General features: G+C 68.4%; 22 protein-coding genes. 8 read left to right on the top strand and 14 right to left on the bottom strand.

What is annotated here, in order from left to right; genetic code table 11:
* Positions 1-9 precede the first annotated feature (9 nt).
* From F1C10_RS09505 to F1C10_RS09485, 5 genes are all read right to left on the bottom strand, one after another.
* Positions 10-582, bottom strand: coding sequence for a methyltransferase (locus tag F1C10_RS09505; RefSeq protein WP_185205713.1), 573 nt, complete (start codon positions 580-582; stop codon positions 10-12).
* Positions 579-1226, bottom strand: a complete 648-nt coding sequence (locus F1C10_RS09500) for a PIG-L deacetylase family protein (protein ID WP_185205711.1) — start codon at positions 1224-1226, stop codon at positions 579-581. Before F1C10_RS09500 ends, F1C10_RS09505 begins: the two co-directional genes overlap by 4 nt.
* The gene (locus tag F1C10_RS09495; RefSeq protein WP_185205710.1) at positions 1223-2212 is read right to left on the bottom strand and encodes an acyl-CoA dehydrogenase; all 990 of its coding nucleotides are present in this window, start codon (positions 2210-2212) and stop codon (positions 1223-1225) included. Before F1C10_RS09495 ends, F1C10_RS09500 begins: the two co-directional genes overlap by 4 nt.
* Positions 2209-3297, bottom strand: a complete 1089-nt coding sequence (locus tag F1C10_RS09490; RefSeq protein ID WP_185205709.1) for a glycosyltransferase family 2 protein — start codon at positions 3295-3297, stop codon at positions 2209-2211. Before F1C10_RS09490 ends, F1C10_RS09495 begins: the two co-directional genes overlap by 4 nt.
* 223 nt (positions 3298-3520) lie before the next feature.
* Complete coding sequence (locus F1C10_RS09485; protein WP_185205708.1) at positions 3521-3781, bottom strand: DUF4214 domain-containing protein; 261 nt, start codon at positions 3779-3781, stop codon at positions 3521-3523.
* A gap of 173 nt (positions 3782-3954) precedes the next feature.
* Between F1C10_RS09485 and F1C10_RS09480 the strand changes: the two genes are divergently transcribed.
* Positions 3955-4743 (top strand): DUF1206 domain-containing protein, encoded by a 789-nt coding sequence (locus F1C10_RS09480; protein ID WP_185205707.1) that lies wholly within the window; start codon positions 3955-3957, stop codon positions 4741-4743.
* 16 nt (positions 4744-4759) lie between these two features.
* On the opposite strand, the gene F1C10_RS09475 is transcribed toward F1C10_RS09480, so the two are convergent.
* The 5 genes from F1C10_RS09475 to F1C10_RS09455 form a co-directional block, all read right to left on the bottom strand.
* Positions 4760-6094, bottom strand: a complete 1335-nt coding sequence (locus F1C10_RS09475; protein WP_185205706.1) for an MFS transporter — start codon at positions 6092-6094, stop codon at positions 4760-4762.
* Between the two features lie 65 nt (positions 6095-6159).
* Entirely contained in the window at positions 6160-6810 is a 651-nt protein-coding gene (locus F1C10_RS09470) for a TetR family transcriptional regulator (protein WP_185205705.1), read from the bottom strand.
* A gap of 26 nt (positions 6811-6836) precedes the next feature.
* Positions 6837-8003 carry a CaiB/BaiF CoA-transferase family protein gene (locus F1C10_RS09465; protein WP_185205704.1) on the bottom strand — a complete coding sequence of 389 codons (1167 nt, stop codon included), beginning with the start codon at positions 8001-8003 and terminating at the stop codon, positions 6837-6839.
* 135 nt (positions 8004-8138) lie between these two features.
* Positions 8139-9038: an SDR family oxidoreductase gene (locus F1C10_RS09460; RefSeq protein WP_185205703.1), complete on the bottom strand. Its 900-nt coding sequence runs from the start codon at positions 9036-9038 to the stop codon at positions 8139-8141.
* 24 nt (positions 9039-9062) lie between these two features.
* Entirely contained in the window at positions 9063-11942 is a 2880-nt protein-coding gene (locus F1C10_RS09455) for a TonB-dependent receptor domain-containing protein (RefSeq protein ID WP_185205701.1), read from the bottom strand.
* A 228-nt stretch (positions 11943-12170) separates the two neighbouring features.
* Between F1C10_RS09455 and F1C10_RS09450 the strand changes: the two genes are divergently transcribed.
* Both F1C10_RS09450 and F1C10_RS09445 read left to right on the top strand, forming a co-directional pair.
* Positions 12171-12812 (top strand): TetR family transcriptional regulator, encoded by a 642-nt coding sequence (locus F1C10_RS09450; RefSeq protein WP_185205699.1) that lies wholly within the window; start codon positions 12171-12173, stop codon positions 12810-12812.
* A 60-nt stretch (positions 12813-12872) separates the two neighbouring features.
* Positions 12873-14411 (top strand): AMP-binding protein, encoded by a 1539-nt coding sequence (locus F1C10_RS09445; protein WP_185205697.1) that lies wholly within the window; start codon positions 12873-12875, stop codon positions 14409-14411.
* On the opposite strand, the gene F1C10_RS09440 is transcribed toward F1C10_RS09445, so the two are convergent.
* From F1C10_RS09440 to F1C10_RS09430, 3 genes are read right to left on the bottom strand one after another with little or no spacing between them, the layout of a single operon-like run.
* On the bottom strand, positions 14369-16183 hold the full coding sequence (locus F1C10_RS09440; protein WP_185205695.1) for an AMP-binding protein: 1815 nt from the start codon (positions 16181-16183) through the stop codon (positions 14369-14371). The two genes, F1C10_RS09445 and F1C10_RS09440, sit on opposite strands and share 43 nt — an antisense overlap.
* 26 nt (positions 16184-16209) lie before the next feature.
* On the bottom strand, positions 16210-17472 hold the full coding sequence (locus tag F1C10_RS09435) for an acetyl-CoA C-acetyltransferase (RefSeq protein WP_185205693.1): 1263 nt from the start codon (positions 17470-17472) through the stop codon (positions 16210-16212).
* Positions 17473-17522: 50 nt separating this feature from the next.
* On the bottom strand, positions 17523-18305 hold the full coding sequence (locus tag F1C10_RS09430; protein ID WP_185205691.1) for an SDR family NAD(P)-dependent oxidoreductase: 783 nt from the start codon (positions 18303-18305) through the stop codon (positions 17523-17525).
* Positions 18306-18458: 153 nt separating this feature from the next.
* Between F1C10_RS09430 and F1C10_RS09425 the strand changes: the two genes are divergently transcribed.
* Genes F1C10_RS09425 through F1C10_RS09415 form a run of 3 tightly spaced genes read left to right on the top strand, consistent with a single transcriptional unit; the run spans position 18459 to position 20716 of the window.
* Complete coding sequence (locus F1C10_RS09425) at positions 18459-18950, top strand: nucleoside deaminase (protein WP_185205689.1); 492 nt, start codon at positions 18459-18461, stop codon at positions 18948-18950.
* Positions 18947-19141 carry a helix-hairpin-helix domain-containing protein gene (locus F1C10_RS09420; protein WP_185205687.1) on the top strand — a complete coding sequence of 65 codons (195 nt, stop codon included), beginning with the start codon at positions 18947-18949 and terminating at the stop codon, positions 19139-19141. The genes F1C10_RS09425 and F1C10_RS09420 overlap by 4 nt, the downstream gene beginning before the upstream one ends.
* A gap of 18 nt (positions 19142-19159) precedes the next feature.
* On the top strand, positions 19160-20716 hold the full coding sequence (locus F1C10_RS09415; RefSeq protein WP_185205685.1) for a cryptochrome/photolyase family protein: 1557 nt from the start codon (positions 19160-19162) through the stop codon (positions 20714-20716).
* Between the two features lie 42 nt (positions 20717-20758).
* Here the strand turns inward: F1C10_RS09415 and F1C10_RS09410 are convergent, their stop codons facing one another.
* Positions 20759-22402 (bottom strand): S10 family peptidase, encoded by a 1644-nt coding sequence (locus F1C10_RS09410; RefSeq protein WP_258042818.1) that lies wholly within the window; start codon positions 22400-22402, stop codon positions 20759-20761.
* Positions 22403-22597: 195 nt separating this feature from the next.
* On the opposite strand from F1C10_RS09410, the gene epsC reads away from it, so the two are divergent.
* Both epsC and F1C10_RS09400 read left to right on the top strand, forming a co-directional pair.
* Entirely contained in the window at positions 22598-23584 is a 987-nt protein-coding gene (epsC, locus tag F1C10_RS09405) for a serine O-acetyltransferase EpsC (protein WP_374939380.1), read from the top strand.
* Between the two features lie 223 nt (positions 23585-23807).
* On the top strand, positions 23808-25049 hold the full coding sequence (locus F1C10_RS09400) for an LLM class flavin-dependent oxidoreductase (protein WP_185205682.1): 1242 nt from the start codon (positions 23808-23810) through the stop codon (positions 25047-25049).
* Positions 25050-25082: the final 33 nt, after the last annotated feature.

Genomic DNA, 25082 nt, shown 5'->3' with positions numbered 1-25082 from the left:
TCTGCCAAGTCACTGATTGGCGACGACGACTTCCCAACGCCGCGTCGCGCGTACCGCCTGCACACGCCACCGCCCGCCCGCCGCACGCAGAAATCGCGCGTTGATCGCGCCGGCACGCTGCGCGAAATCGTAGAAGTCGATGCGGTGGTGCGCGAGAACCAGCCTGCCGCCTGGACGCAAGGCCGCACGCGCGTCGCGCGCCACCGCCGCCATCTCACGCACGGACAGGTAATAAAGTAGCTCTGCGACGACGATCGCGTCGTAGCGCAGATGCGGGAACGCGCCAGGCAGCGGCAACTGCGTCGCTTCGGCGCGGGGATAGCAGGCGATGGCGCGTGCCGTCAGCGCCGTGCCCTCCGCCGTGCCCTCGGTCGCGTCGAGCCGCAGCGCGCGCGTTGCGATGCCTACGCTGTTCGATCCGTTGCCGCTGGCAAGTTCGAGCACGCGGCCGATCGGGCCCGGCCCCAGCGCGTGGAGGATCGCGGTGCGCTTCACCGCCTCGTCACGGTCGGTAAAGGTACGCCACGGATCGGCGTCGCCGGCGAATTTGGCCGCGAAACCGTCCAGCCCGATCGCGCTCACCGTTGCTGCGCCACGAAGCGTTCGAGCGGATGCGCGAAGGCGGCGAGCTCGTGCCGCGCGATCGCGAAGCCCGCGGGATCGTCGCGGATCGCGCCCAGCTGTGTGCGGTGCGCGCGGATCAGCGAACGCTTCGCCGCCGCGCCCCGCGCGACGACGAGCGTGATCGCGCGCGGATGCCGCCCGCGCGGCGGCCACACCTGATAGTCGAGCCGCCGCGCCGGCGTGCGGATCTCCCGCAGCGCGGCGGCCACCGCACGGTGATCGGGGTGCGCGTCGCTCGCCGCGGGCGCGACGATCAGCGTCGGTTCGGTCTGCGCGACGAGGCGGCGAAGCGTCCGGCGGCACGCCTCCCCCTGCGCGGCGAGCGCACCGTCCGGCAGGCCGACAAAGGTCACCGCATCCGCCGGCACTGCCAGACGGAGCAGCGCGCGGCGGCTCTCGCGCCGGCGCTCGGCGACGAGCCGCGCGCGCGGCCAGGCGGTGCTGCCGGGATGCGAAGCGCCCCCATCGGACACGATCACGACGCGCACCGTTGCACCGCGCAGGCGCAGCGCCGCGATCAACCCCGCGCCGCCGATGATCTCGTCGTCCGGATGCGGCGCGACGATCAGCGCCGATCGGATGCCGCCCAGCGCCAGCCTCACAGGTCGGGTGACAGCAGACCGTCGCGCACTGCGCGCCCGACGCGCAGCCGCTGCGCATCGGGCGCTGGCTGACGCACGTAGACCGAGAGGTCGGCGAGCGTCGCGGCGAGCGGATGCGCGAGAAACTGCCCCAGCAGCCCCACCGCCTGCTGCGCAAGGATGATCGCGCGCTCGGCTGCCTCGGTGACCGCCAGCCGGGCGGCGGCGACGCGCGCGAGCCGCGCCTCGCCCTCATCCTCGAACCAGCCGCACGCGGTATCGCGGACCGTCGCCGCCGCGCCCGCCGCGAGCGCGAACAGCTCGGCGAGCCGCGCCGCCTGAAACGGATCGTCGGCGCGCGCCGCGGCGACGAGATGGTCGCGCGTGTGGTCGAAAAGCGCGGCGATCCCGCCGGCATGCACCGCGACGAAGCGCAGCGCGCCGCCGCTGAAATGCGGCTCGGTCGCGTAGCAGCCCGGCGCGCCGATCAACGCATCGTCCGGCACCGCCGCGCCGCGCCACCGCGCCTGATGCGTTTCCGATCGCTGCATCCCCGTGACGCGCCACCAGTCGCGCTCGATCGCCGGTACGACGCTGGCGAGATCGAGCAGCAGCAGTTGCTGGCCCGCTGGCGTGTCGGCGGTAACCAGCGCGTGGCTCAGCACGCCCGCGCCCGAGGCATAGCTCTTGCCGCCCTCCAGCCGTCCGCCGTCGAGCATCAGCGGCACGCCCGGCAGCGCCGCATTCCACACGCCGAGCATCGCGCCGCCGGCGAGCGCGGCCGCCAGCGCCGCCTGCTGGCCCACGTCGCCGTAGCGCTGCACGATCTGTACCGCGTCGACATGCCCCTCGAGCAGTCGGCCGAGCGGAAGATCGCGCCGTCCCGCGGCGTAGAGCGGCCGCAGCAGCGTGAGATACGCCGCCGCATCGCCAGGGTCGCGCGGCGGCGCAACGTGCCATCCCGCCGCAGCGATTGCGGCGTGCAACGCCTCGGCGATTTCCGTCATGCCGCTATCCCGCACGCTTCGGCTTCCAGTGCCGCGAGCGCCGCCTCGGCCACCGCCAGCGTCACCAGCCGGTCGTGCCCCGGCGCCGCCGGCACCACGCGCATCGCGAACGCCTCGCCATTGGGGCAGTCGCGTGCGACGCCGCGGAGATGATCCGTCGACAGCCCGATCAGCGCCGCCAGCGGCGCGGCATCGTCGATCGCGCCGAAGGTCCGCCGCGCGAGCGCGTGGGCGCGCGCCTGCCACGCCACGCTTGCCGGGTGCGCGACCATCTGCACCGCGCCGCGGTCGATCGCCTGAAGCGCGTCCGCCAGCCCGTTCACCGCACGCCCCTCCCGCCGCGACGACGTGTCGACCACCATCCCCGCGTCGCGCCGCACGCACAGCCCCAGTCGCGCGGCATCGTCGAGCAGCGTCGCATCCTCGCCGTGCGCGAGCGCGCGGAAGCCGCCCAGCGTGCGATACGCGTCGGCTGTCATCGCGAGGTTCGCGCCGCCGCCGAAATGATGCGTGTCACCAGCCTCCCAGGCGACGGGATCCAGCCGACGGCGGTAGCGATGCAGGCGATCGTAATAATCCTCGATCCGCTGCTGCGCCGGATCGCCGGCGGCATCGTCGCGCCGGATCCGCCCCGCGACGACATCCGCCTCGCGCAGCGCCGCGATCCCCGCCGTGATCCAGTCGGGCTGCGGCCGGCTGTCGGCGTCGGTGGTGAACAGGAGGGCAGGGCCCGTGCCGACCTGCTCGAGCGCGAGCGCCATCGCCGCGCCGCGCGCGTAGCCGGCATTGGGCTCAGCCTGCCGCTCGCCCAGTACGAAGTGCAGGGGGTGCGGGAGATTGTCGGCGGCCTGCCGCGCGATCGCGACGCCGTCATCGTTGCAGCCGTCGAAATAGAGAAAGATTCTCACCCGCGCGCGGCCGACGCGCAGACCGGCGAGCGACGCCAGCAACTGCGGAAGCAGCCGCGCCTCGTCACGGACGGGGACGCAGATCGAACTGTCGATGTCGACATCCTCGACCAATTGACCGCCCGGCCCACCATCGCCGTCCGCCCGAAGAATGCCGGATGCCCCATCGTCGAACATGATCGTGATCGATAACCGATGTTGGCGGACGCGCCAGCGATCATTCCGTCGACTTGATCCAGGTTGCCGAATTGCCCGGCGATTACGCGGCTTGGCCTGTGCATGTCGGCGAATGTAGCGTCACGGTGCGTTCGCTTTTCTGTAGATTGAAAGCTATCGCCGCTACTGCCGCGTTTGAAACCATATAGTGATAGATTACTGATATAAGGGAAAGTTCATCATCTTACCGATTGATCGAAAGGTGATGATCGCGATACTTGCCCGCTTCCTCGCTCATCACGATCGATCGAACGACGGCGATCAACGTTTCGCGATTGGGTGCCGCGGCAATCATCGTTCCGTAATTTCTCAGACCTACCTGATCCGGCGCGCGGCCTAGGATAGCATGGTAGCAGATATCGATGAACGCTTCGGTATCGGAGTTTCCATACTGCAACGCTTTCATCACACCACCAGCCCCGCCAGCCTTGACCGATTTCAGCATCAGCTATTCCTCCCCTGGCGCCCCCTTACCGCTGCTTGGTCTTGCCGCGAAATGGTCTAATTCTACTAAGGCGAGACGCAACATGCCCTTTCCTTTTGACGAACGACGCACCGTTCCTGCAGCGGAACGAAAGCGTTCGGCTGGATGTTTGCGTCGCGATAGAAGGGGTTATTATGTCGGCCAGTTCATCGCTCACGCTGCTGACCCGTGTCGGTTTTGCCACTCGCGGCCTGCTCTACACTGTCATCGCCATCCTCGTGCTGCGCACCGGGCGAACGGAGGATCCCGCCGGCGCACTCGCCTATCTAGGCGACGGCGGCGGGCGCGTGCTGCTCGCGATCATGGCGGCGGGGCTGTTCGCCTATGGCCTGTGGCGGCTGAGCGACGCTGCCTTCGACATCGAGCGGCACGGCAGTGAAGGCAAAGGGTTGGTCGAGCGCGCGGGCGCGGCGATCAGCGGGATCGTGCACTTGTTCCTCACCTATCAGGCGGTGCGGCTGATGCAGGGGATAAAGGCGGCAAAGGACAGTGCCGAGCAGGGCACGCAGACGGCGCTCGCGCTGCCCGGCGGCACCTTCCTCGTGATGCTCGGCGGCGTGCTGCTGCTCGTCGTCGGCGGCGTGCAATTGGCGAAGGCGGTCAAGGCCGGCTTCCTGCGCTATCTAGAGCCAGGCGCGGCGCGCCGGGCGTGGGTGCAATGGAGCGGGCGGCTCGGCTACGCCGCGCGCGGACTGATCTTCCTCGTCACCGGCTTCTTCCTGCTGCGCGCCGGTTTCTCCGATCGGGCGAGCGCCGCCGGGGGCATGGCGGAGGCGATCGACTGGCTGTCGAGCCCGGTCGACCTCCTCGTCGCGGTGGGCCTGCTCGGCTTTGGGATCTTCAGCTTCATCGAGGCGCGCTACCGCGTGCTGCACGACGTGCCAGTCGACGATGCGGTGCGCAAGGTGACGGGCGGAGCGTGACGCGCGTGCGGACGGGCTAGCTCACCAGATCGTCCGCCAGCGTGCGGCCGGCCTTGCGGAAGCAGGCGGTCGCCGCCACCAGCATTACCGCGAATACGATCATCGCGACGCGCAGCCCCTCGTCGGCGCCCATCGTCTTTGCCAGCAGGTCGCTCATCGCGCCGGCGATCACCGGCCCCATGCCGAGCCCGATCGCGTTGACGAAGAACAGGAACACCGCGATCGCCGTCGCGCGCGAGCGCGGCGCCACCATCCCCTGCACGCATGCGAAGACCGGGCCGTACCACATCGCCTTCATGAAATGAGGCACCAGCAGCAGCGCCAGCGCTGCCATCGCGCTCGGCACCAGGAACGCGGCGACAAGGAACGGGATTGCGATCAGCGTCGACCAGGCGGGCACCTTCATATAGCCCGACGGGTGGATCGCCGCGGCGCGATCCGCCATCCGCCCGCCGATCCCCGTGCCCATCGTGCCGGCGATACCGATAATGAGGCCGAGCGCGATGCCGAGGAACGCGAGCTTGTTGCTCAGGCCGAACACGCCCGCCCAATAATCGAGCGCGGGACCGTGATTGCGCAGGAAGAACGAACCGTAGAAGGTCTGGTGGGCATAGCCGGTCGCGGCGAGCAACGCGGCACCCATTGTCATCCACACGAAGCTCGGCCGCTGGCGCAAATGGCGGAACACGCCCTTCACGCTCAACACGTCCTCGCCGCCGGCGGTGACGGCGCGCCCGCTCGGTCGTGGATCGCGCACCGTCAGGAGCGTGAGCAGCGCGAGCGCGATGCCGGGCAGCCCGACGAGGAAGAAGGCGGTACGCCAGCCGAACGCTCCCGCGACGACGCCGCCCATCGCCAGCCCGACGAGCGAGCCGAGCGGCAGCCCCATCGAGAAGACAGCCAGCGCGCTCGCCCGCTTGTCCTTGGGCGTGATGTCGCTGATCAGCGAGTGCGCGGCGGGTACGCACCCCGCCTCGCCGATGCCGACGCCGGTGCGCGCGAGCAGCAGGTGGACGAAGTTGTTGGCGAAGCCCGACAGCGCGGTGAACGCGCTCCACAGCGTCACCGCGCCGGCGATGATCCACGATCGGTTGCCGCGCTCGGTCAGTCGCGCCGCAGGCAACCCGAAGGTGGTGTAGAGCAGCGCAAAGGCGAAGCCCGACAGCGCGCCCATCTGCCAGTCGGCGAGATGGAGGTCGGTCTTGATCGGCTCGGCGAGAATGTTGATGATTTGACGGTCGATAAAGGCAAGCGTGTAGATGACCGTCAGCAGGATCAGGACGTAACTGCGACGTCCTGGCGAGATGGAGAAGGCGGCCTTGTCGTCGCGCGCCGTCTGGGTGCCGTGCATCAAGCCCTCGCCTCGTTTAACTATCGTTAAATGGCGATAGTCGGGAGGCGTCGGCCGGGCAAGCGTTACCGTCGTTCGGCGCGCAGCCCGTTCAGGATCACGTCGAGCACGGCGTTGGGAAAGTCGCGCGCGAACGCCGGATCGGCGAACTTGCCGCCCATGATGTCGGCGAAGGCGACGCGCGAGGAGAAGAGATACTGGCACGCGCCGACGATGATGAAATACAGCTGGTCGGGGTCGATCGGGCGCAGCTGCCCCGCGGCGACGCCCTCCTCGATGATGCGGCGCTGCGCGTCGATCAGCGGCGTGACGAAGCTCGCCTTGATCCGCTCCGACGCCTCGTTGCGCGTCTCGCGCAGCAGGTGGTTGAGCAGCCCGACGAGATAGGGATAGCGGCTGTAGGTGCGCGCGATCCCGGCGATGTGGATCTTGAGCTTGGCGAGCGGATCGAGCGCCATCGCGTTCAACCCCTCGAGCTGCGCGAGCGAGCGCGCCGTGTCGCGCTCGACCAGCGCGACTAACAGCCCTTCCTTGCTGCCGAAATAATATTTGACGAGCGGCGCGGTGACGCCCGCCTTGCGCGCGATCGCGTGGAGCGAGACTTCGGGCGTGCCAAGCTCGATCATCAGGTCGCTCGCCGCGGTGAGCAGCACGTCGCGCGACGGGCCTTCGCTACGGCCAGCAGCGGGCGCCGCCGCCTCGATCGCCTTTGCCATCTGTTCCCCTCGTCCGGCCGCCGCGCTCAGGCTGCGCCCGCGACGCTGGCGAGGCCGAGATCGGCGCGGATCGCAGCCCCGTCGGCGTCGAGCGCGGGCGCGCGGCGGCGCGGCGGCAGCGCGGCGCCGAAATCGATCGGCGTCGCGGGCAGGCGCATCGTCTCGCCCGCGTCGTCGGGCACATCGACGTAGCAGCCCGCCGCCAGCACCTGCGGATCCTTGGTCGCCTGGCCGACCGACAGGACGGGGGAGAAGACGAGATTCTCGCGCGTCAGCGCCGCGCGCGCCTCGTCCCACGTCATCGCGCCGAAGCCCGCGTCGAGGATCGCTACCACCTCCGCGCCGTTGGTGCGGCGCTGACGGATCGAATCGAAGCGCGGGTCCTCGATCAGCTCGGGGCGGCCGATCGCACGCGCGAAGCGCGGCCAGTCACTCGATCCCTGCCGCGGCACCGCGACGAACCACTGGCCGTCGGCGGTGCGGAAGAAGTTGTTGAGCGGGTTGATCGCCTCGGGCCGCGATTTGGTCGAGGCGAGCTTGCCCATCTGCAGCTGCACGGCATGCTCGCTGCTGCCGGCGTAAACGCCCATGCGCAGCAGCGACGTCTCGATCTTCTGCCCCTCGCCGGTCCGCTCGCGGTGGAACAGCGCGGCCATGATCCCCGCCGCCAGCCCCATCGCCGACATGTGATCGCCGATCCCGGTGCGCAGCTGCGCCGGATCGCCGCCCTTCACCGTGCCCAGCGAGCACAGCCCCGAGCGCGCCCAGAAGGCGGTGATGTCGAACCCCGGCTTGTCGGCGTCCTCGCCGACCGGGCCGTAGCCGGTGAAATTAGCGAAGATCAGATCGGGCTTGATCGCGCGGATCTGCTCCCAGGAGATGCCGAGCCGCTCGAGGCTCTGCGGCCGCGTGTTGGTGACGAACACGTCGGCGGTGGCGAGCAGCCGGCGCAGCACCTCGGCATCGTCGGACTGCGCGAGGTTGAGCACGATCGATCGCTTGCCGCGATTGTCGTTCTCGAACACGCGGTTCTCGACGTCGTCGCGCCCGACGGAGGCGTAGAAGCCGCGGAACGGATCGCCGCCCGGCGCCTCGATCTTGATCACTTCGGCGCCCCAGTCGGCGAGCAGCCCGCACGCCCCCGGTCCCGCGACATAGGTGGCCAGTTCGACGACCCGGATGCCCTGCAACATTTCGCTTCTCCCCATCCGGCGGCGCGGCTTGCGGTCGCCGCGCCATCGTCGTTGCCGCACCTTTAACGCGGCGGTTTCCGATCGTTCAAGGCCGCAGCCGTTTGGCGCGGTGCCGCACGCTCCGTGCGCCGCCCGTCACGCGGTGCGCGCAGCCTTGTCCTTCGCCGTCGTGGCGCGGATCGAATCGCGCGCCGCGGCCCATTGATCGTCGTCCCACGCGCGCAGCGAGGCGAAGTTGCCCCCCGTCGCGAGGAAGCGCGCGCCGTCGATCGCGATCGTCTGCCCGGTGAGATATTCGGCCTGGCGCGACATCAGGAAGGCGGCAAGGTTGGCGAGCTCGGGCATCCGCCCGACGCGCCCCATCGGATAGTCGCTGGTGTCGCGGAACGCGCCGTCGCCGTCGGTCGGGCGCAGCCGCGCGGACATTCCCTCGGTGGGGAAGGTGCCCGGCGCGATGCAGTTCAGCCGGATGCCACGATCGGCCCATTCCACCGCCAGGCTCTGCGACATCACGTTGATGCCCGCCTTGCTCATCGCGCTCGGCACGGTGAACGCCGATCCGTTCCACACCCAGGTGGCGAGGATCGACAGCACCGATGCCGGGATGCCTTGTGCGATCCAACGCTTGCCGCATGCCAGCGTCACCGCGAACGAGCCGCGGAAGACGATCGAGGAGATCGCGTCGAACCCGCGGATCGACAGGTCCTCGGTGCGGCTCACGAAATTGCCCGCGGCGTTGTTGACGAGTCCGGTCAGCGCGCCGCCGTTGCTCCAGATCCGGTCGAGCATCGCCTCGATCGCGGCATCGTCGCGGATGTCGCAGGCAAGCCCCACCACCTTGCCGCCGTGTGCGGCGGTCAGCGCGTCGGCGGTCTCGTCTAGCACGCTGCCGCGCCGCCCGCAGATGAACACCTCGGCGCCCAGGATCAGGAACGCCTCGGCCATCACGCGGCCCAGCCCGGTGCCGCCCCCCGTCACCAGGATACGCTGCCCGTAGAGCAGGCCGTCGCGGAACATCAGATCGTCACGTGTCATGCCCGTATCTCCCCCTTCCGCCGATCAGAACCGGATGCGCCCGCCGATCGTGATGTACCGCCCGACCGTGTCGTACAGCAGCGGATCGACGACGCGCGACGTGCCCAGCGTGACGTTGTTGGTGTCCGACGGCGGCGGATCGCGATCGAACAGGTTGTTGATCGTCAGGAACAGCTCGGGCTTCACGTCGCCCGCCTCGATCTGCTGGCGCAGCGTCAGGTTGGTGTAGAACACCTCGGGTACGCGGTTGTTGTCGACGGTGATCGGCGCGATCACGCGGCCATGCGCACCGATGAAGCGCTCCTGTACCGACACCGTGGTGCCGCCCGAGGTATAGGTCGCCTGCAGGTTGGCGCGCCAGCTCGGGAAGGATCCGGTGCCGTCGTAGCGCACCGTTGCGACGCCGCGCGCCTCCTGCGTGTAATTGTCGAGATAGGTCGCGATGCCGCGCAGGCTGAACTTGCCGCCGAACAGATCGGTCGAATAGCTCGCATCGAGGTCGATGCCTGAAATCTTCACCGTCGCGATGTTGAGCGCGACGCCGTTGACGTCGGTCAGCCGCCCGTCCGCGCCGCGGATCGTCAGCGCGCACAGGCTTTGGTCGCCGCCGAAACACTGGTTGACGAGCTGCTGCGCCGACAGCGTGGTGATCGCGTCGTCGATCTTGATGTTATAGTAATCGACCGAGAAGCCGAACCCCGGCAGGAAATCGGGGCGGTACGAGAAGCCGGCGGCGATCGTCTTGGCGCGTTCGGGCACCAGATCGGGGTTGCTGCCGGTGAAGGTGAAGACGTTCTGCGTGATCTCGTTGTTGCGGAACGGATCGATGATCGCCGCGACGTTGCGCGTGCGCGGGCCGAACAGATCGCCGATGTTGGGCGCGCGGATGTCGCGCGAATAGGTGCCGCGCAGCCGCAGCCCGTCGATCAGCTCGCTGGTGAGGCCGAGCTTCCACGTCGTCACGCCGCCGCTGGTGCTGTAATCGGTGCGGCGCACCGCGCCGTTGAAGTCGATCGATTTCAGGAAGCGCTCGCCGCGGAACAGCGGCACGACGACTTCGCCGAACACTTCCTTCACGTCATAGCCGCCGCCCGATCCTTGCGGATTGGTCGCGCCGAAGCCGATCACCGAGGAGATCGGATCGACGCGGATCGTGCCCGACAGGTCGCGATATTCGGCGCCCACCGCCGCGGCGACCTCGCCCGCCCAGGTCGAGAACAGATTGCCGCGCACCGTCAGCGCAACGACATCCTGCTTGGCGATCGATCGCGCGAAGCCGCTGCCGCCCTGATAGGCGCGCTGCTCGGGCGTGAAGGCGGCGGTGCCGAACGGGTTCCACGGCACGCAGCCGTTGGTGGGGTTGGTCAGCGTCGAGCGGCAGACGATCTGGCCGGTCGCCGGGTTCACCACCGCGTCCGCGGCGAGCCGCGTGTTGGCGAGCACGCGCTGGTTGTCGGTCTCGAGCAGGTAGCGCGATTCGCCGTGCTCGTAATAGCCGTCGATCGTGAAGCCACCCATCGTCGCCTTGAACCCGGTGGTCAGGTTCAGCGTCTTGGTGGTGTTGGTGACGATATTCTGCCCCCACGTCCCGTCGAGCTTGCCGAGTTCGATCGAGGTGAAGCCGTTCGCCGCCATCGTGCGGCGGATGTTGTCGGGCAGGAAGACGTTGTCGGCCTGGATCACCAGCCCTCCGCTGCCGATGAAATACGGCATCAGCAGCGGGTAAGAGGTCTTGGAATAGCCGTACGAGCCCTCGGCGAAGACGGAGAAGCCGTCGCTGAATTCGAACTCGGCATGGCCGAACGCGGTCTTGGCGTTGACGTCGGAAACGATCGCAGCCGGGTAGCGCGGGCCTTCGCCGCCCACCTCGACGGTGCCGGTGAACAGGTCGCCGTGCTGGTACAGCGACTGCGCGCCGTTGGCGTCGAACTGGATGTCGCGCAGCGTGCCGGCGCCGACGCGCGTCGCGCCGCGCCGTGCGCCCGTGATGATCCCGCCATAGGTCGCGGCGGCAAGGTTCACGTCCTCGCGAAACAGCAGCTGCGGCTGGCCATTGGTGGGTGAATAGGTGGGGTTCGGGACGGTCGCCCAGCCGCGCTGCGCCCAGCCGCGCGCGCTCCCGTCGATCGGGTCCTGCTCGTTGATGCTGCCCGACAGGATCACGCTGCCGCGATCCTCGGCGAAGCCAAACCCGGCGGAGGCTTCGGCGGTCCAGCTATGCCCGTCGCCGCGCGTCGAGATGCCGTTGCGCACCTCGCCCATCACGCCGCGAAAGCGTGTGTCGAGCACGAAATTGACGACGCCTGCCACCGCGTCCGAGCCATAGGCGGCCGATGCGCCGCCGGTGACGATGTCGACGCGCTTGATCAGCTGCTGCGGGAACAGCGCGATGTCCGACGTGCCGGTCACGCCCGACGCGGGCGGGCGGCGGCCGTCGAGCAGCACCAGCGTGCGGGTGATGCCAAGGTTGCGCAGGTTGGCGGTGCTCGCCGTGCTCGACACCGATCCGCCCGGCGTGAAGCTGGGCGTCGACGGCCCGGTCGATCCGGTCAGCTGCGGCAACTGGCGCAGCGCGTCGGTGATGTTGGGCGCGGCGTTCTTCAGGTCCTCGCTGCCGACGACGGTGATCGGCGTCGGCGCCTGATAGCCGTTGCTGACGACGCGTGATCCGGTGACGACGATGTCGCCGTCGATCGATGCGGCGGATGCCTCGGGTGCCTGCTCGGCGGGCTGCAGCGCGTCGGTCTGCGACTGCCCGGGCGTGCCCTTTTCCGCCTCGCCCGCGACGGCCGCGTCGGGCACGGTGCCGATCCCGGCGGGCGGCGTCTGCGCCGCGGCGCCACTAGCCGCAGCTGCGCTCAGTGCGATGATCGAGCTGCACGCCAGCATGTTGATGAATTTCACAGGCCCGTCCTCTCCCTTTCGTCGCGGCGCCGTCGGCGGGAAGGGCGGGCCTCGTATGCTCGAGGATGCCGCCCGCGCCGACGCCGCGACCCTGCCGTCACGACATCCATTTAACGGATGAACAATGGCGCGCTTAATGATCGGTCACGGTACGCTTTACAAGCGTGAAAAATGCGGTCACCCCTTTGCCAGGAAGTGTGTTCGCAAAAGCACGAATAGGGGCCCGACGTGTCTTCAGTAATCGATCCCGCCGTGGCCCGGCTCGGCGCGTCCAGCCGCGCTGTGCTGCTCGATGCCGCGCGCGATCTGATGATCGAACGCGGCAGCACCGACGTGTCGCTGCACGCGATCGCACGCCGCGCCGGGCTCACGGCGCCGCTCGTCAAATATCATTTCGGCAGCAAGGAAGGGCTGCTCACCGCGTTGGTCGAGGCGGATACCGCGCGCTCGATCGGGCAGCTCGACGATCTTGTCGCGCTCGATGTCGCGCCGACGCAGAAGCTGCGGCTGCACGTCACCGGCATCATCCGCACCTATGCCCGCCACCCCTATCTCAACGGGCTGCTCAACCGGCTGGTGCGCGATTCCGGGCATGAGGCGTCGGCGCGGATAAAGGCGAACTTCGTCACCCCGCTGATCGACGCGCAGCGCCGCATCATCGAGGCGGGCGTCGCGGCGGGGGAGTTTCGCGCGGTCGATCCCGACCACGCCTATTTCATGATCGTCGGCACGTGCCAGTATCTGTTCGCGACGCGCGTGCCGTTCCGCGACATGATGGGCGGCGCGCCGGCGCAGGACACCTTCGTGCGCAGCTACGCCGCCGCGGCGGTCGACTTCATCCTCGCCGGCTTAGCCGCCAAGCCTCGCTGACCCTCACCAAGCCTACACGAAGCCCCACCTAAGCCCCACCAGAGCCCCCAGGAAACCCCCATGCATCCTCGCCGCTTCGCCACCGAAACGCCCGACAAGCCCGCCTATATCATGGCGGGCAGCGGCGAGAGCGTGAGCTACGCCCAGCTCGAGGCACGCGCCAACCAGGTCGCGCACGGGCTGCGCGGGCAGGGCGTCGCGGCGGGTGACGTCGTCGCGCTGATGGTCGAAAACCACCCGCGGCTCTACGAGTTTCTATGGGGCGCACAGCGCATCGGCGTCCATTATCTGCTGATCGCGACGGGGCTCACGGCGGGTGAGGCGAGCTACATCCTGCGCGATTCAGACGCGCGGATCGCAATCGTCTCGCGCAAGGTACTCGATCGCCTCGGTGAAGACGCGGACCTGCCGTGCCCCGTCGCGATCCTCGACGACGATCTCGTCGCCACGATCAGGCGCTTTCCCGAGACGCCCGTGACTAACGAGGCGCCGGGCACCGACATGCTCTATTCGTCGGGCACGACAGGCTTTCCCAAGGGGATCAAGTCGCCGCTGCCGGCCAGCTTCGACGCGGCGCCGCGCGCGGTGTCGATCGGCGCGCAATATTTCGGGTGCGGGCAGGACAGCATCTATCTCTGCCCCGCGCCGCTCTACCACGCGGCGCCGCTGCGCTGGAGCCTCGCGATCCATCGCCACGGCGGCACGGTGGTGCTGATGGAGCGGTTCGACGCCGCCGCCGCGCTCGCCGCGATCGAGCGACACCGCGTGACGGTGGCGCAGGTCGTGCCGACGCATCTGGCGCGGATGCTGGCGCTTCCCGCTGAGGTGCGCGAGCGCCATGACCTGTCCTCGCTCGTTTCGGTCTTCCACGCCGGCGCGCCATGCCCCGTGCCGCTCAAGCAGCGCGCGATCGACTGGCTCGGCCCGATCGTCGGCGAGTTCTACAGCGGCACCGAAGGCGTTGGCATCACCGTCGCCACCTGCGCAGACTGGCTCGCACGGCCCGGCACCGTCGGCCGCGCGGTGCAGGGCAAGATCCGCATCTGCGACGCCGACGGCGAGCCGCTGCCGGTGGGGGAGGAGGGGCTTGTGCGCTTCGCCAACGCCAATCCCTTCGCCTATCACAACGATCCCGAGCGGACCGCCGCGTCGTTCAACCAGCATGGCTGGCCGACGCTCGGCGATATCGGCCGTGTCGACGCCGACGGCTTCCTGTTCCTCACCGATCGCGCCAATTTCATGATCATTTCGGGCGGGGTGAACATCTACCCGCAGGAGATCGAGAACCGGCTGCTGCAGCATCCCGCGGTCGCCGACGCCGCGGTGATCGGCGTGCCCGACGAGGAGATGGGCGAGCGCGTCGTCGCGCTGGTCGAACCCGCCGCATGGCCGGTGAACGACGCGGCGGCGCTCGCTGCCGATCTCGATCGGTTCGCGCGCGGCGGGCTGAGCGCGGTCAAGGTGCCGCGCCGCTACGTCTTCCGCGCGACACTCGATCGCACCGATACCGGCAAGCTCGTCAAGCGTCGCCTGCGCGACACGCTGCTCGCGGAGGATCAGACGAGCAGCAGCACGGCGTCGTCGGGGGTGGCGGCGTAGAGCCGCACGACCGCGTCCGCGCGGCGGGCGAGCACCGCGCGCTGGTTGATATAGCCCTTCTCGGTGATCTCGCCCGCCGCGACGCTCGGCGGTTCTTCGAGCAACAGCAGCCGCGCGATACGGCGCGACGATCCGCCCTGCGCGGCGTTGAATGCGCGAAGCTGCGCGGCAATCGCCTGCTCGGCCGCAGCACGATCGAGATCGCCACCGGCGAGCCAGGCCAGCGCGCCGAGATACGGCCGGTCTGCGCCGGTGACGACCACGTCGCGCAGATACGGGCTGGCCGCGGCGACAACCGACGGGCGCAGCGTGCCGACCGACACCCAGGTGCCGCTCGTCAGCTTGAAATCCTCGGAAATACGCCCGTCGAACGCTAGCCCCAGCGTAGGGTCGGCCGGATCGACGAAGCGCGCCGCGTCGCCGAGGCAATAGAAACCTTCCTCGTCGAACGCGGCGGCATTCTGTTCGGGCGCGCCGAGATACCCCGCCATCACCGACGGGCCCTTCACGCGCACCTCCAGCTTGTCGCCGACCGGCGCGAGCTTGAGCAGCACGCCGGGCAGGGGAACGCCGATCATGCCGACCGCGCGCGTCGGCCAGTGCACCATCGTAATCCCCTGCACCTCGGTCGAGCCGTAGGTCGTAATGATCGGGATCGTCCGCCCGATGACGTCGAGCGCGAGCCGCTGCACGCGGTCCGCCAGATCCTGCGAAAGCGCCGCGCCGCCATAGGCCATCCAGCGCAGACCGGGGAGCAGGTCCGCTGCTGCCTTCCGATCGCGTTCGAGCGCGGTGATGAGCATTTCGAACGCGATCGGCGCCGAACTGAACAGCTGCGGCTTTATCTCTAGCAGGTTGCGTAGTGTCGTCGCGAACTGCCCCGGCAGCGGGCGCCCGTCGTCGAGATACAGGGTGCCACCGGCCCATATGTTGTTGTTGAAGCCGATGTTGCCGGCGCTGAGATGGCTCCACGGCATCCAGTCGACCGACGTCGGCGGGCAGCGCTCGTCGGGATCGGCCATCAGCCCGGCGCGCGCGGCGACCATCGCCGCCATCATGCCATGCGTCTGCGGCACGGCCTTGGGCATGCCGGTCGAACCCGAGGTGAAGAGATATTTGGCGATCGTCGCGTGCTCGATTGCGTCCAACGCGGAGTCTACCGCCGGCGTCGCGACCGTCGCGGTGAGCGTATCGAGCGCGATCGTCTCGCCGGCGCCATCGGCCGAGACGGTGATGACGTCGGACAGCAGCGCGCGTACCGCCGCGATGGCGTCGGCATAGGCCGCACCTGCCTCGACGAAGACGACGCCGGGGCGGATCGTGGCGACGCAGTGGCACAGCTTGGCATGATCGCTGGCGCCGAGGCTGTACGCCTGGCTGAGCGCGGTCGAGGGTATGCCGGCAAGGTAGCAGCCGAGCATCACCGTCGCGTGCGCGACCGAATTGCCCGACAGGGTCAGGACGCCGCCCGCTGCGCCCGGCTGCGCGAGCAGCCACTGCGCGAAGCCACGCGCGCGCGCCGCCATCTCGCCGTAGCTAAGCCCGCGCCATGCGCCTTCGGCATCGCGCTGCAGGATGAACGGCCGGTCCGAGTGGCTGGCCGCCTGATCGAGGAACAGGTGGGCGATCGAGTGCGGGGGCGAGGCCGGCGGGTAAGGCGAGCGGAGCAGGATCGCGCCGTCGTCGCGGCGCTCGACTTCGACTGCGCGCGCGACATAGGGAAGCGTACTTGCCGTGGATTCGGCCGTCTCGTTCGCCACTGCCTCGGCCATAGCGCCCTCCTGTTTGTGCATCTCGATCAGATCGCGTCGACGCGCTCGATGATCAGCGCCGGCGCCATGCCGCCGAACGCGCATTGCGTGATCAGCGCGTAGCGGCCGCCGGTCCGTTCGAGCTCGTCGAGCGCGGTGCCGATCAGCATCGATCCGGTCGCGCCGATCGGATGGCCGAGCGCGATCGCGCCGCCGTTGACGTTGACCTTGGCACGGTCGAGCCCGAGGTCGCGGATCGCCTTTTCGGTGACGACCGCGAACGCCTCGTTGATCTCCCACACGTCGATATCGTCGATCGTCAGCCCGGCGCGGTCGAGCGCCTTTTTCGCGGCGGGCACGGGGGCGTTGAGGATCAGCGTCGGGCAATCGCCGTGGTTCACCGCGGTGACGATGCGCGCGCGCGGTGTCCATCCGTTCGCCTTCAGCCCTTCGGCGGAGGCGAGCAGCAGCGCCGCCGATCCGTCGACGACGCCCGAAGAGGTGCCGGCATGGTGCACCGGCTCCCACTCCAGATCGGGATATTTGCGCTGGATCATCTGCTTCATCGTCGTGCCGTCGGGCGCGGCGGCGACGTCGTTAACCGCGACAAAGCTCGGCTTCAGCGCCGCGAGCGTTTCCGCCGTCGTCTGTGGGCGCGGGAACTCTTCCCGGTCGAGCGCGATGGTACCGTCGTCGTTGTGGACGGGCACGACGCTGCGGTCGAAACGCCCCTCCGCCATCGCCACCGCGGCGCGGCGCTGGCTCTCGGCGCCGAATGCGTCGAGCTCGGCGCGGCCGATCCCCTCCATCGCGGCGATCGCGTCCGCCGCGATGCCGACGTGCGAAATCGGATGATCGTCGTAGAGCGCGTAATTGCCTTTCGCGCGACCAAGCGCGGCGAGGGGTGTGCCCTGTTCCCAGGCGTCCGCCTCGGTATGATGGCTCATCATCTCGGTGCCGCCGGCGATGACGACATCCTCGAACCCTGCCATGATCTGCGACGCGGCGAAGCCGACGCTGCTGATCCCGCCGCCGCAATAGCGATCGAGCGTGACGCCCGAGGCATTGACGTCATAGCCGGCGAAAAGCGCGGAAAGCCGGCCGAGATCGCCGCCTTGCTTGCCGCGCTGTTGGCTGGTCGACCAGATGATATCGTCGACCGTCGAGGTATCGAGCGCGTTGCGCTCGCGGAGCGCGCGCAGCACCGTTGCACCGAGATGCTGCGGGTGGAGGTGGGTGAGCGCGCCCTTGCCCGGGCGGCCCGCACCGCGCGGGGTGCGCACCGCGTCGACGATATAGGCGTTGGTCATGCTCGCTCTCCTGCCGCGCGTTTCGATCGTATGCCGCTGCCGCTTGCCGATCAGCGCGGCGCCATGCGGATCGCGCCGTCGAGGCGGATCGACTGACCGTTGAAGTAGCTGTTGCGGATCAGCTCGAGCGCGAGCGAGGCATATTCGGTCGGCTTCCCGAGGCGCTTGGGGAAGGGCACCGAAGCGCTAAGATTGTCGAACACCTGCTGCGGCAGCCGGCCGAGCAGCGGCGTGCCGAAAATGCCGGGCATGATCGCGTTGACGCGGATGCCGAGATCCATGAGGTCGCGCGCCATCGGCAGCACCATGCCGTTGATCCCCGCCTTGCCCGCACCATAGGCGATCTGGCCGATCTGTGCGTCCTGCGCGGCGACCGACGAGGTGAGGATGATAGTGCCGCGCTCGCCGTCTTCGAGCGGGTCGAGGCTCGCCATGCCGAGCGCCGAGAGCGAGGCGAGGCGGTAACTGGCGATCAGGATGCCATGCGTCGCGAATTCGAAATCCTCGGTCGAGAAGCGGGTGAGCTCGCCGGTCTGCTTGTTGCGGCCGACCGTCTTGCCCTTGCGGTTGGCCATCGCGCAGTGGACGAGGATCCGCTCTTGGCCGTTGGCAGCGCGCGCCTGTTCTAAGCCGGCGATTACCGACTCTTCGCTGGTGATGTCGACCTTGCAGAACAGGCCGCCGATCGCCGCGGCGACCTCGCTGCCGGCTTCCTCGTTGAGATCGAAGATCGCGACGCGGACGCCCGCCGCTGCGAGCGCTTCCGCCGTCGCACGGCCCAGGCCGGAGGCGCCGCCGGTGACGATTGCCGCGGTTTCGTTGGTAATTTCCACTCGACCCTCCCAAAGTTTTTACGATCATTAAGGAGGCTTTTGGGGGGAGGCAAGAGGGGGTTTGGGTGGACTTCATGTAGGCTTGATGTGCGCGATCAGAGCAGCATGGGGCGAAGTTGGAGGTGCTGCGTTGTGCCGGATGAAGGGAAAGCCATGACCTCGGATGACGAACGCTGGATGCGCGAAGCGATCAGGATCGCGCGCTCGAAAGGATCCGATCCGTCGACCTCGCCACTCGGCAGCGTGATCGTGCTAGACGGCAAGGTGATCGGCGCCGAGCGCAACCAGACGAAGGAATTGCCCGACGCGACCGCGCACGCCGAAATGATGGCGATCCGCCGCGCGTGCGAAGCGACGGGCGAACTCGAGCTGCGCGGTGCGACGCTCTATTCGACGCTGCAGCCGTGCGGGATGTGCACCATGGCGTCGATCTGGTCGAAGGTCGGGCGCGTGGTGTACGGCGCGGGACGTGACGACGTGCACGAAATGTATTTCGAGGCGCGCCACGTCGATACGCTGGGCTTCATCGCCGACGCCTATCGCGACGACATCGTGATCGAGGGCGGGTGCCTGCGCGCCGAATGCGCCGAATTATACTACGGCCCCGATGCCGACCTTTCCGAAGAAGAGCAGGCGAACCTATGATCGACGTCAACACGGCGAGCGCCGACGAGTTCGACCAGGTGCCCGGGCTGGAAGGCCACGGGTTCGAGATCGTGCGCTATCGCGGCGAGCGCGGCGGGTTCACCGATCTGCGTCAGCTGGCGGAAGTGCCGGGACTTGCTAGCAAAGCGGAGGCCGCGGCGGGCGAGCTGCGCGTCGGCGCGGGCGACTAGCGGCCGGCGCACGGGCGCGTGACAATCCTGATCCCGGTGCTGGGCGACCAGCTGTCGCCGACGCTCGCGAGCCTGTGCGACGTGGATCAGGCGAACGCGGTCGTGCTGATGATGGAGGTGTGGGATGAGGCGACCTACGTCCGGCATCACAAGAAGAAGATCGCGCTGATCTTCTCCGCGATGCGCCACTTCGCCGACGAGCTGCGCGCGGACGGCTGGACGGTCGATTACGTCACGCTCGACGCCGACGGCAACACGCACAGCTTCACCGGCGAGGTGCGCCGCGCGGTCGAGCGGCACGCGCCGGAATCGATCCGCGTCGTCGCCGGCGGCGAATATCGCGTGCGCCAGCAGCAGGACGAATGGGCGGATAGAACCGGGCTGCCGGTCGAGATCCTGGAAGACGATCGTTTCGTCTGTCCGCTGCCCGATTTCTACACCTGGGCGCAGGGGCGGCGCGAGTTTCGCATGGAGCATTTCTATCGCGATATGCGGCGCCGCACGGGACTGCTGATGACGCCCGCGGGCAAGCCCGTCGGCGATCAGTGGAATTTCGACCACGACAATCGCGGCACGCCGCCGCGTGGGCTGAACTATCCCGCGCCGGCGCGGTTCGCCCCCGACCAGACGACGCGCGGCGTGCTCGATCTCGTCGCCAAGCGGTTCGCCGGGCATTTCGGCGATCTGGAGCCGTTCGGCCTGCCGGTAACGCGCGCGCAGGCGCTGGAAGCGCTGGACCAGTTCGTCACGACCGCGCTGCCCGATTTCGGGCGCTATCAGGACGCGATGATCGCCGGGCAGGATTATCTGTACCACAGCAGTCTGTCGTCGAGCATCAATCTGGGCCTGCTCGATCCGATCGAGGTCTGCGCGGCGGCGGTGGCGGCGTACGAGAAGGGTGACGCGCCGCTCAACTCGGTCGAGGGGTTCGTGCGGCAGATCATCGGCTGGCGCGAATATATGCGCGGCATGTACTGGTGGGACATGCCCAAGTTCGCCGGGCGCAACGCGCTGAAGGCGAAGCGGCCGCTTCCCGACTTCTACTGGACCGGCGAGACCGAGATGCGCTGCCTGGCGCAGAGCGTCGACCAGACGCGGCGCGAGGCCTATGCGCACCATATTCAGCGGCTGATGGTGCTGGGCAATTTCGCGATGCTCGCCGGCGTCGATCCCCAGGCGATCTCCGACTGGTTCCTGGTCGTCTATTTCGACGCGTACGAGTGGGTCGAGATGCCCAACGTGATCGGGATGAGCCAGTTCGCCGATGGCGGCATGATCGCGTCCAAACCCTATGCCGGATCGGGCGCGTACATCGATCGTATGTCGGATTATTGCGGTCGCTGCCGCTACGACGTGAAGCAGAAGACCGGGCCCGATGCGTGCCCGTTCAACGCGCTCTACTGGGACTTTCTCGCGCGGCACGAGAAACGGTTCGCGGGCAACGCGCGCATGCGCAACATGTACGCGACGTGGCGCCGCTTCAGCCCCGAACGGCAGGCCGAGTATCGCGCCAGCGCCGCGGCGTTCCTGGACACGCTGGAGCCGGCCGGAAAGGGCTGGGCGCGCGAGGACTGACCGGCGCGGCGGCAAGTCGCCGCGCGCGCCGATCCGCCAAGTTCAGTTCGGGGTTTCGGTGGGCGCCGGAGCGGCGCTGCTCGTCGGCGGGACCGGCGGGGTGGCCGAACGCGCGTCGGACACCGCCTCGTCATACCAGCGCGACAGATCGGCCTTCATCTGGCGCAGCGCGTCGGGATTGAGATACGTCATGTGTCCGGCGGGATAGTAGGTGTAGCGCAAATTCTCCTGCTGCGCGGGCTCGAGCATCATGTGGCCGAGATCGTTCTCCGTGCCGAAGAACGGCGTCGCCATATCGTAATAGCCGTTCATCGACAGCACCTTGAGATAAGGGTTGCCGCGCATCGCGGCGGCGAGATCGATCGCGGTATTGGGATTGTTCTGGTTGCCGTAGCCGCCGCCGGGCGCCTTGTGTTTCCAGTTCCAGTTCCAGCCTGCGCCGTCGCGCGCCGACAGGCGGTACGGCAGGTCGGTCTGATAGCCGAGCGTCGCGGTGAGATAGTTGCGGAACGAGGCGATGTACGCGCCCGAGATCGCGTCCGACGACGCATCGGTCTCCGGCCGCTCGCCCGCGGCGTCGGTATCGATGCCAAGATAGCGCGAATCGAACCGGCCGATCGTGCGCGCCGATCCGCGCAGCAGCTCCTTCTGGAAGCGGGCGAGATCGATGCGGAGGTTGGCGCGCTTGATAAACTCGGGCGACAGGCCGATCAGCTGGCTCATCCGCTCCGCGACCTGATCACGTTCCTGCGGGGAGATCAGCTGCCCCTTGGCAAGCGCGGCCATGTAGGGGCCGGTGGCGAAGGCGCGCGCCTCGGCAACGATCGTCGCGACGTCGGCCGGGCGGTTCTGGATCCGGTTATGGTACCAGGCGGTCGCGGCGTAGCTCGGCAGATAGTTGAGATAGACCTGATCGAGCCCCGGCTGGCGATAGCCGTAATTCATGATCGAGCTCAACAGGATGACGCCGTTGAGCGCCATGCCGCGATCCTGCAGCTGATAGGCGAGCGCGCCCGAGCGCAGCGTGCCGTAGCTTTCACCGAGAATGAACTTGGGGCTCATCCAGCGGCTGTACTTGGTGACGTAGCGTTCGATCGCGCGGGCGAAGACATCGACGTCCTCGTCGACGCCGTAGAATTGTTCGGGCTTCATGTCGCCCAAGGGACGCGAATAGCCCGAGCCGATCGCGTCGAGGAACACGAGATCGGTCTTGTCGAGAAGTGAATCTGGATTGGGCCCGACATCGTACGGCGCGGGGCGGACGAATTCTGGGTTCGTGGTGCGGATGCGGATCGGCGCGAACGACCCCATGCGCAGCCAGAAGGAGGGCGAGCCGGGCCCGCCGTTGTATAGGAAGGTGATCGGCCGCTTGGTGCCCGGCTTCGTCCCGTCGAGCGTATAGGCGGTGTAGAACATCGACGCGGTTGGCTTGCCTTCCGAATCGCGCGTGGTGAGCGTGCCCGCGGACGCGACATAGGCGTAGCGCTTGCCGCCGATCGTCACGCTGTCGCGGTGGCGCACCTCGGTTTCCTCGACCGGTGCTGCGGCCCAGCCGGCTTCCGCCTCGGCCTTCACCATCTCGGCGTGGCTCTTCGCGGGCGGCTTGGCGGGGGCGGCGGCGTCTTGCGCGAACAGCGCGGTAGGAGCGGCGGTGGCGACGAGCGCGAGAAGGAAGTGCTTGGTCACGAACAACCTTTTCTGGGGAGACTCCGGCAGGACGCCGGGGAGACAGGGACAGCCCGTCTTCCCTTTATTTGCGACGCGGCGCAAGCGGGCTGCGTACGACGCGTCGTCGACCGGGTATGGCGGACGGGCGGCGGGTTCGCCTTGGCAGGCATCATCGGCTAGCGGGGCGGGGGAATCATGACGGACGATCAAGCGATGACGAGCGACGAGGCCGAAGCGGGGGCGATCGGGGCGGCGGGATGGAACCTCGACGCGCTCGCGTCGGACCTCCAGGCGGCGCGTGACGACTGGCGGCGATCGCGCCGGCGCGCCGTCGGCATTGGCGAGGCGCCGTTTCCCTCGCGCCGCGTGATGGCGGCGATCCGCGACGATCTGGCGGGCGCGCTGTTTCCGCTGCGGCTCGGCACGGGTGGGGTGCGGCCGGACAATGAGACCGCTTACGTGCGCGAGACGCTCGACCGCGCGCTCACCGGGCTCGCCGAACAGGTGCGGCTGGAGCTGATCCACCAGCACAACGGGACGGGCGACGACGCGGGCGCAGCGGCGCGCGCGATCGTCGGTACCTTCGCGCAGCGGCTGCCCGGTATCCGGCGGCTGATCGACAGCGACGTGGCAGCCGCCTTCACCGGTGATCCCGCGGCGCGCAGCGTGGACGAGATCCTGCTGTGCTATCCCTTCGTCACCGCGATGGTGTGCCACCGCCCGGCGCATGCGCTGTACGAGCTTGGCGCACCGCTGGTGGCGCGGATGCTCGCCGAGATCGCGCATTCGGAGACAGCGATCGACATCCATCCCGGCGCGCGGATCGGCGGCAGCTTCTTCATCGACCACGGCAGCGGAGTGGTGATCGGCGAGACGGCAATCATCGGCGAGCGCGTGCGCATCTACCAGGCGGTGACGCTGGGCGCGCGCAGCTTCCCCACCGACGAGGACGGCGCGCTGACCAAGGGGATCGCGCGCCATCCGATCGTCGAGGACGACGTGGTGATCTACGCCGGGGCGACGATCCTGGGGCGGGTGACGATCGGCGCGGGATCGGTGATCGGCGGCAACGTGTGGCTGACGCAGGACGTGCCGCCGCGCAGCGTGATCCACCAGGCGTTCGCCGAGCGCGAGAAGGTGAAGACGTGCATCGTCCCTGCCGGGCACGTGGTGAGCGAGCCGGCTCGCGACGACGCGTGACGCCCGTTGATTCGAAGCTGCGGTATCGTTCTGGCCATTGACAAATTGGCGGCCGGCGCGAACAAATAAGTCGAAGTGATTAGAACCCGTGACAAGCGGGTCAGGACCGATACGGGGCGTCGCGGGGGCGCTCCGGGGACAGGATGCCGATCCGTTCGTCGCCGGGCCAGCGCCCGCGCCGTGCCCGTCGCGTGTCCGTGGCAGACGCGTTGAGAGGTTGACCATGGCTCGATTGAAATTCGGCGCGTTCCTGGCGCCGCACCACCCGATCGGCGAGCATCCGATGCTCCAGTTCCGCGGCGACATCGCGCTCGCCAAGCATATGGACGAGCTGGGTTTCGACGAATTCTGGGTCGGCGAGCATCATTCGACCGGCTGGGAGACGATCGCCTCGCCCGAGCTGTTCCTGGCGGCGGTGGGCGAGCAGACGCATCGCATCCGGCTGGGCACGGGCGTCGTCTCGCTGCCGTACCACCACCCCTTCAATGTCGCACAGCGCATCGTCCAGCTCGACCACATGACGCGCGGGCGGGTGATCTTCGGCACCGGGCCGGGCGCCTTGCCGTCCGACGCGTACATGCTGGGCATCGATCCGATGACGCAGCGCGACCGGCAGGACGAGGCGATCGGCGTGATCCGCCGGCTGTTCGCGGGCGAGCGGGTGACCCATGAGAGCGAGTGGTTCACGCTGCGCGACGCGCGGCTGCAGCTGTTCCCGCTGCAGGAGGACATGCCGTTCGTCGTCGCCTCGTCGATCAGCCCGTCGGGCATGACGCTGGCGGGCAAATACGGCATCGGCGCCTTGTCGATCGGTTCCAATTCGGACGCCGGGCTTGCCGCGCTGCCGACGCAATGGGGCTTTGCCGAACAGGCAGCAGCGAAATCGGGCAAGACGGTGAGCCGCGACAATTGGCGCGTACTGATGAGCTGGCACATCGCCGAAACGCGCGAGCAGGCGAGGGCCGAGGCGGGCGCCGGGCTGATGAAGTGGCACAACGAATATACCGTCGGCACGCTGATGCGGCCGGGGGCGAAGGAATTCACCTCGCCCGACCATGCGGTGGATGAGACGGCGTTCGCCGACGGCGCGGCGGCGGTGATCGGCACGCCCGACGATCTGGTGGCGGCGATCCGCAAGCTGCTCGCATCAGCCGGCGGCTTCGGCACGGTGCTCGGCTTCGCGCACGACTGGGCGAACCGGGCGAACACGCTGAAGAGCTGGGACCTCGTCGCGCGCTACGTCATTCCCGAGATTCACGGGCTGCTCGAGGGATATCGCACGTCGCGCCAATATGTCGTCGACCACCGCGAATCGTTCGAGCGCGCGGGCCAAGCGGTGCTTTCCAAGATCATGTCGCACGAGGGAGCGGCGGCGGCGCTCAAGGCCGGGCAGGAAGGCGGCGTCGCGATGCGATCGCCCAATGCGCCCGATCTCAACAAAGCCGCCGAGGCAATGAAGAACTGATCGTCGATCACCGCGACCGAACCACTCTCCCCG

The sequence above is a fragment of the Sphingomonas sp. NBWT7 genome (genome assembly GCF_014217605.1).
Classification (GTDB): Bacteria; Pseudomonadota; Alphaproteobacteria; order Sphingomonadales; family Sphingomonadaceae; genus Sphingomonas.
This window is presented reverse-complemented; position numbering and strand designations above follow the sequence as displayed.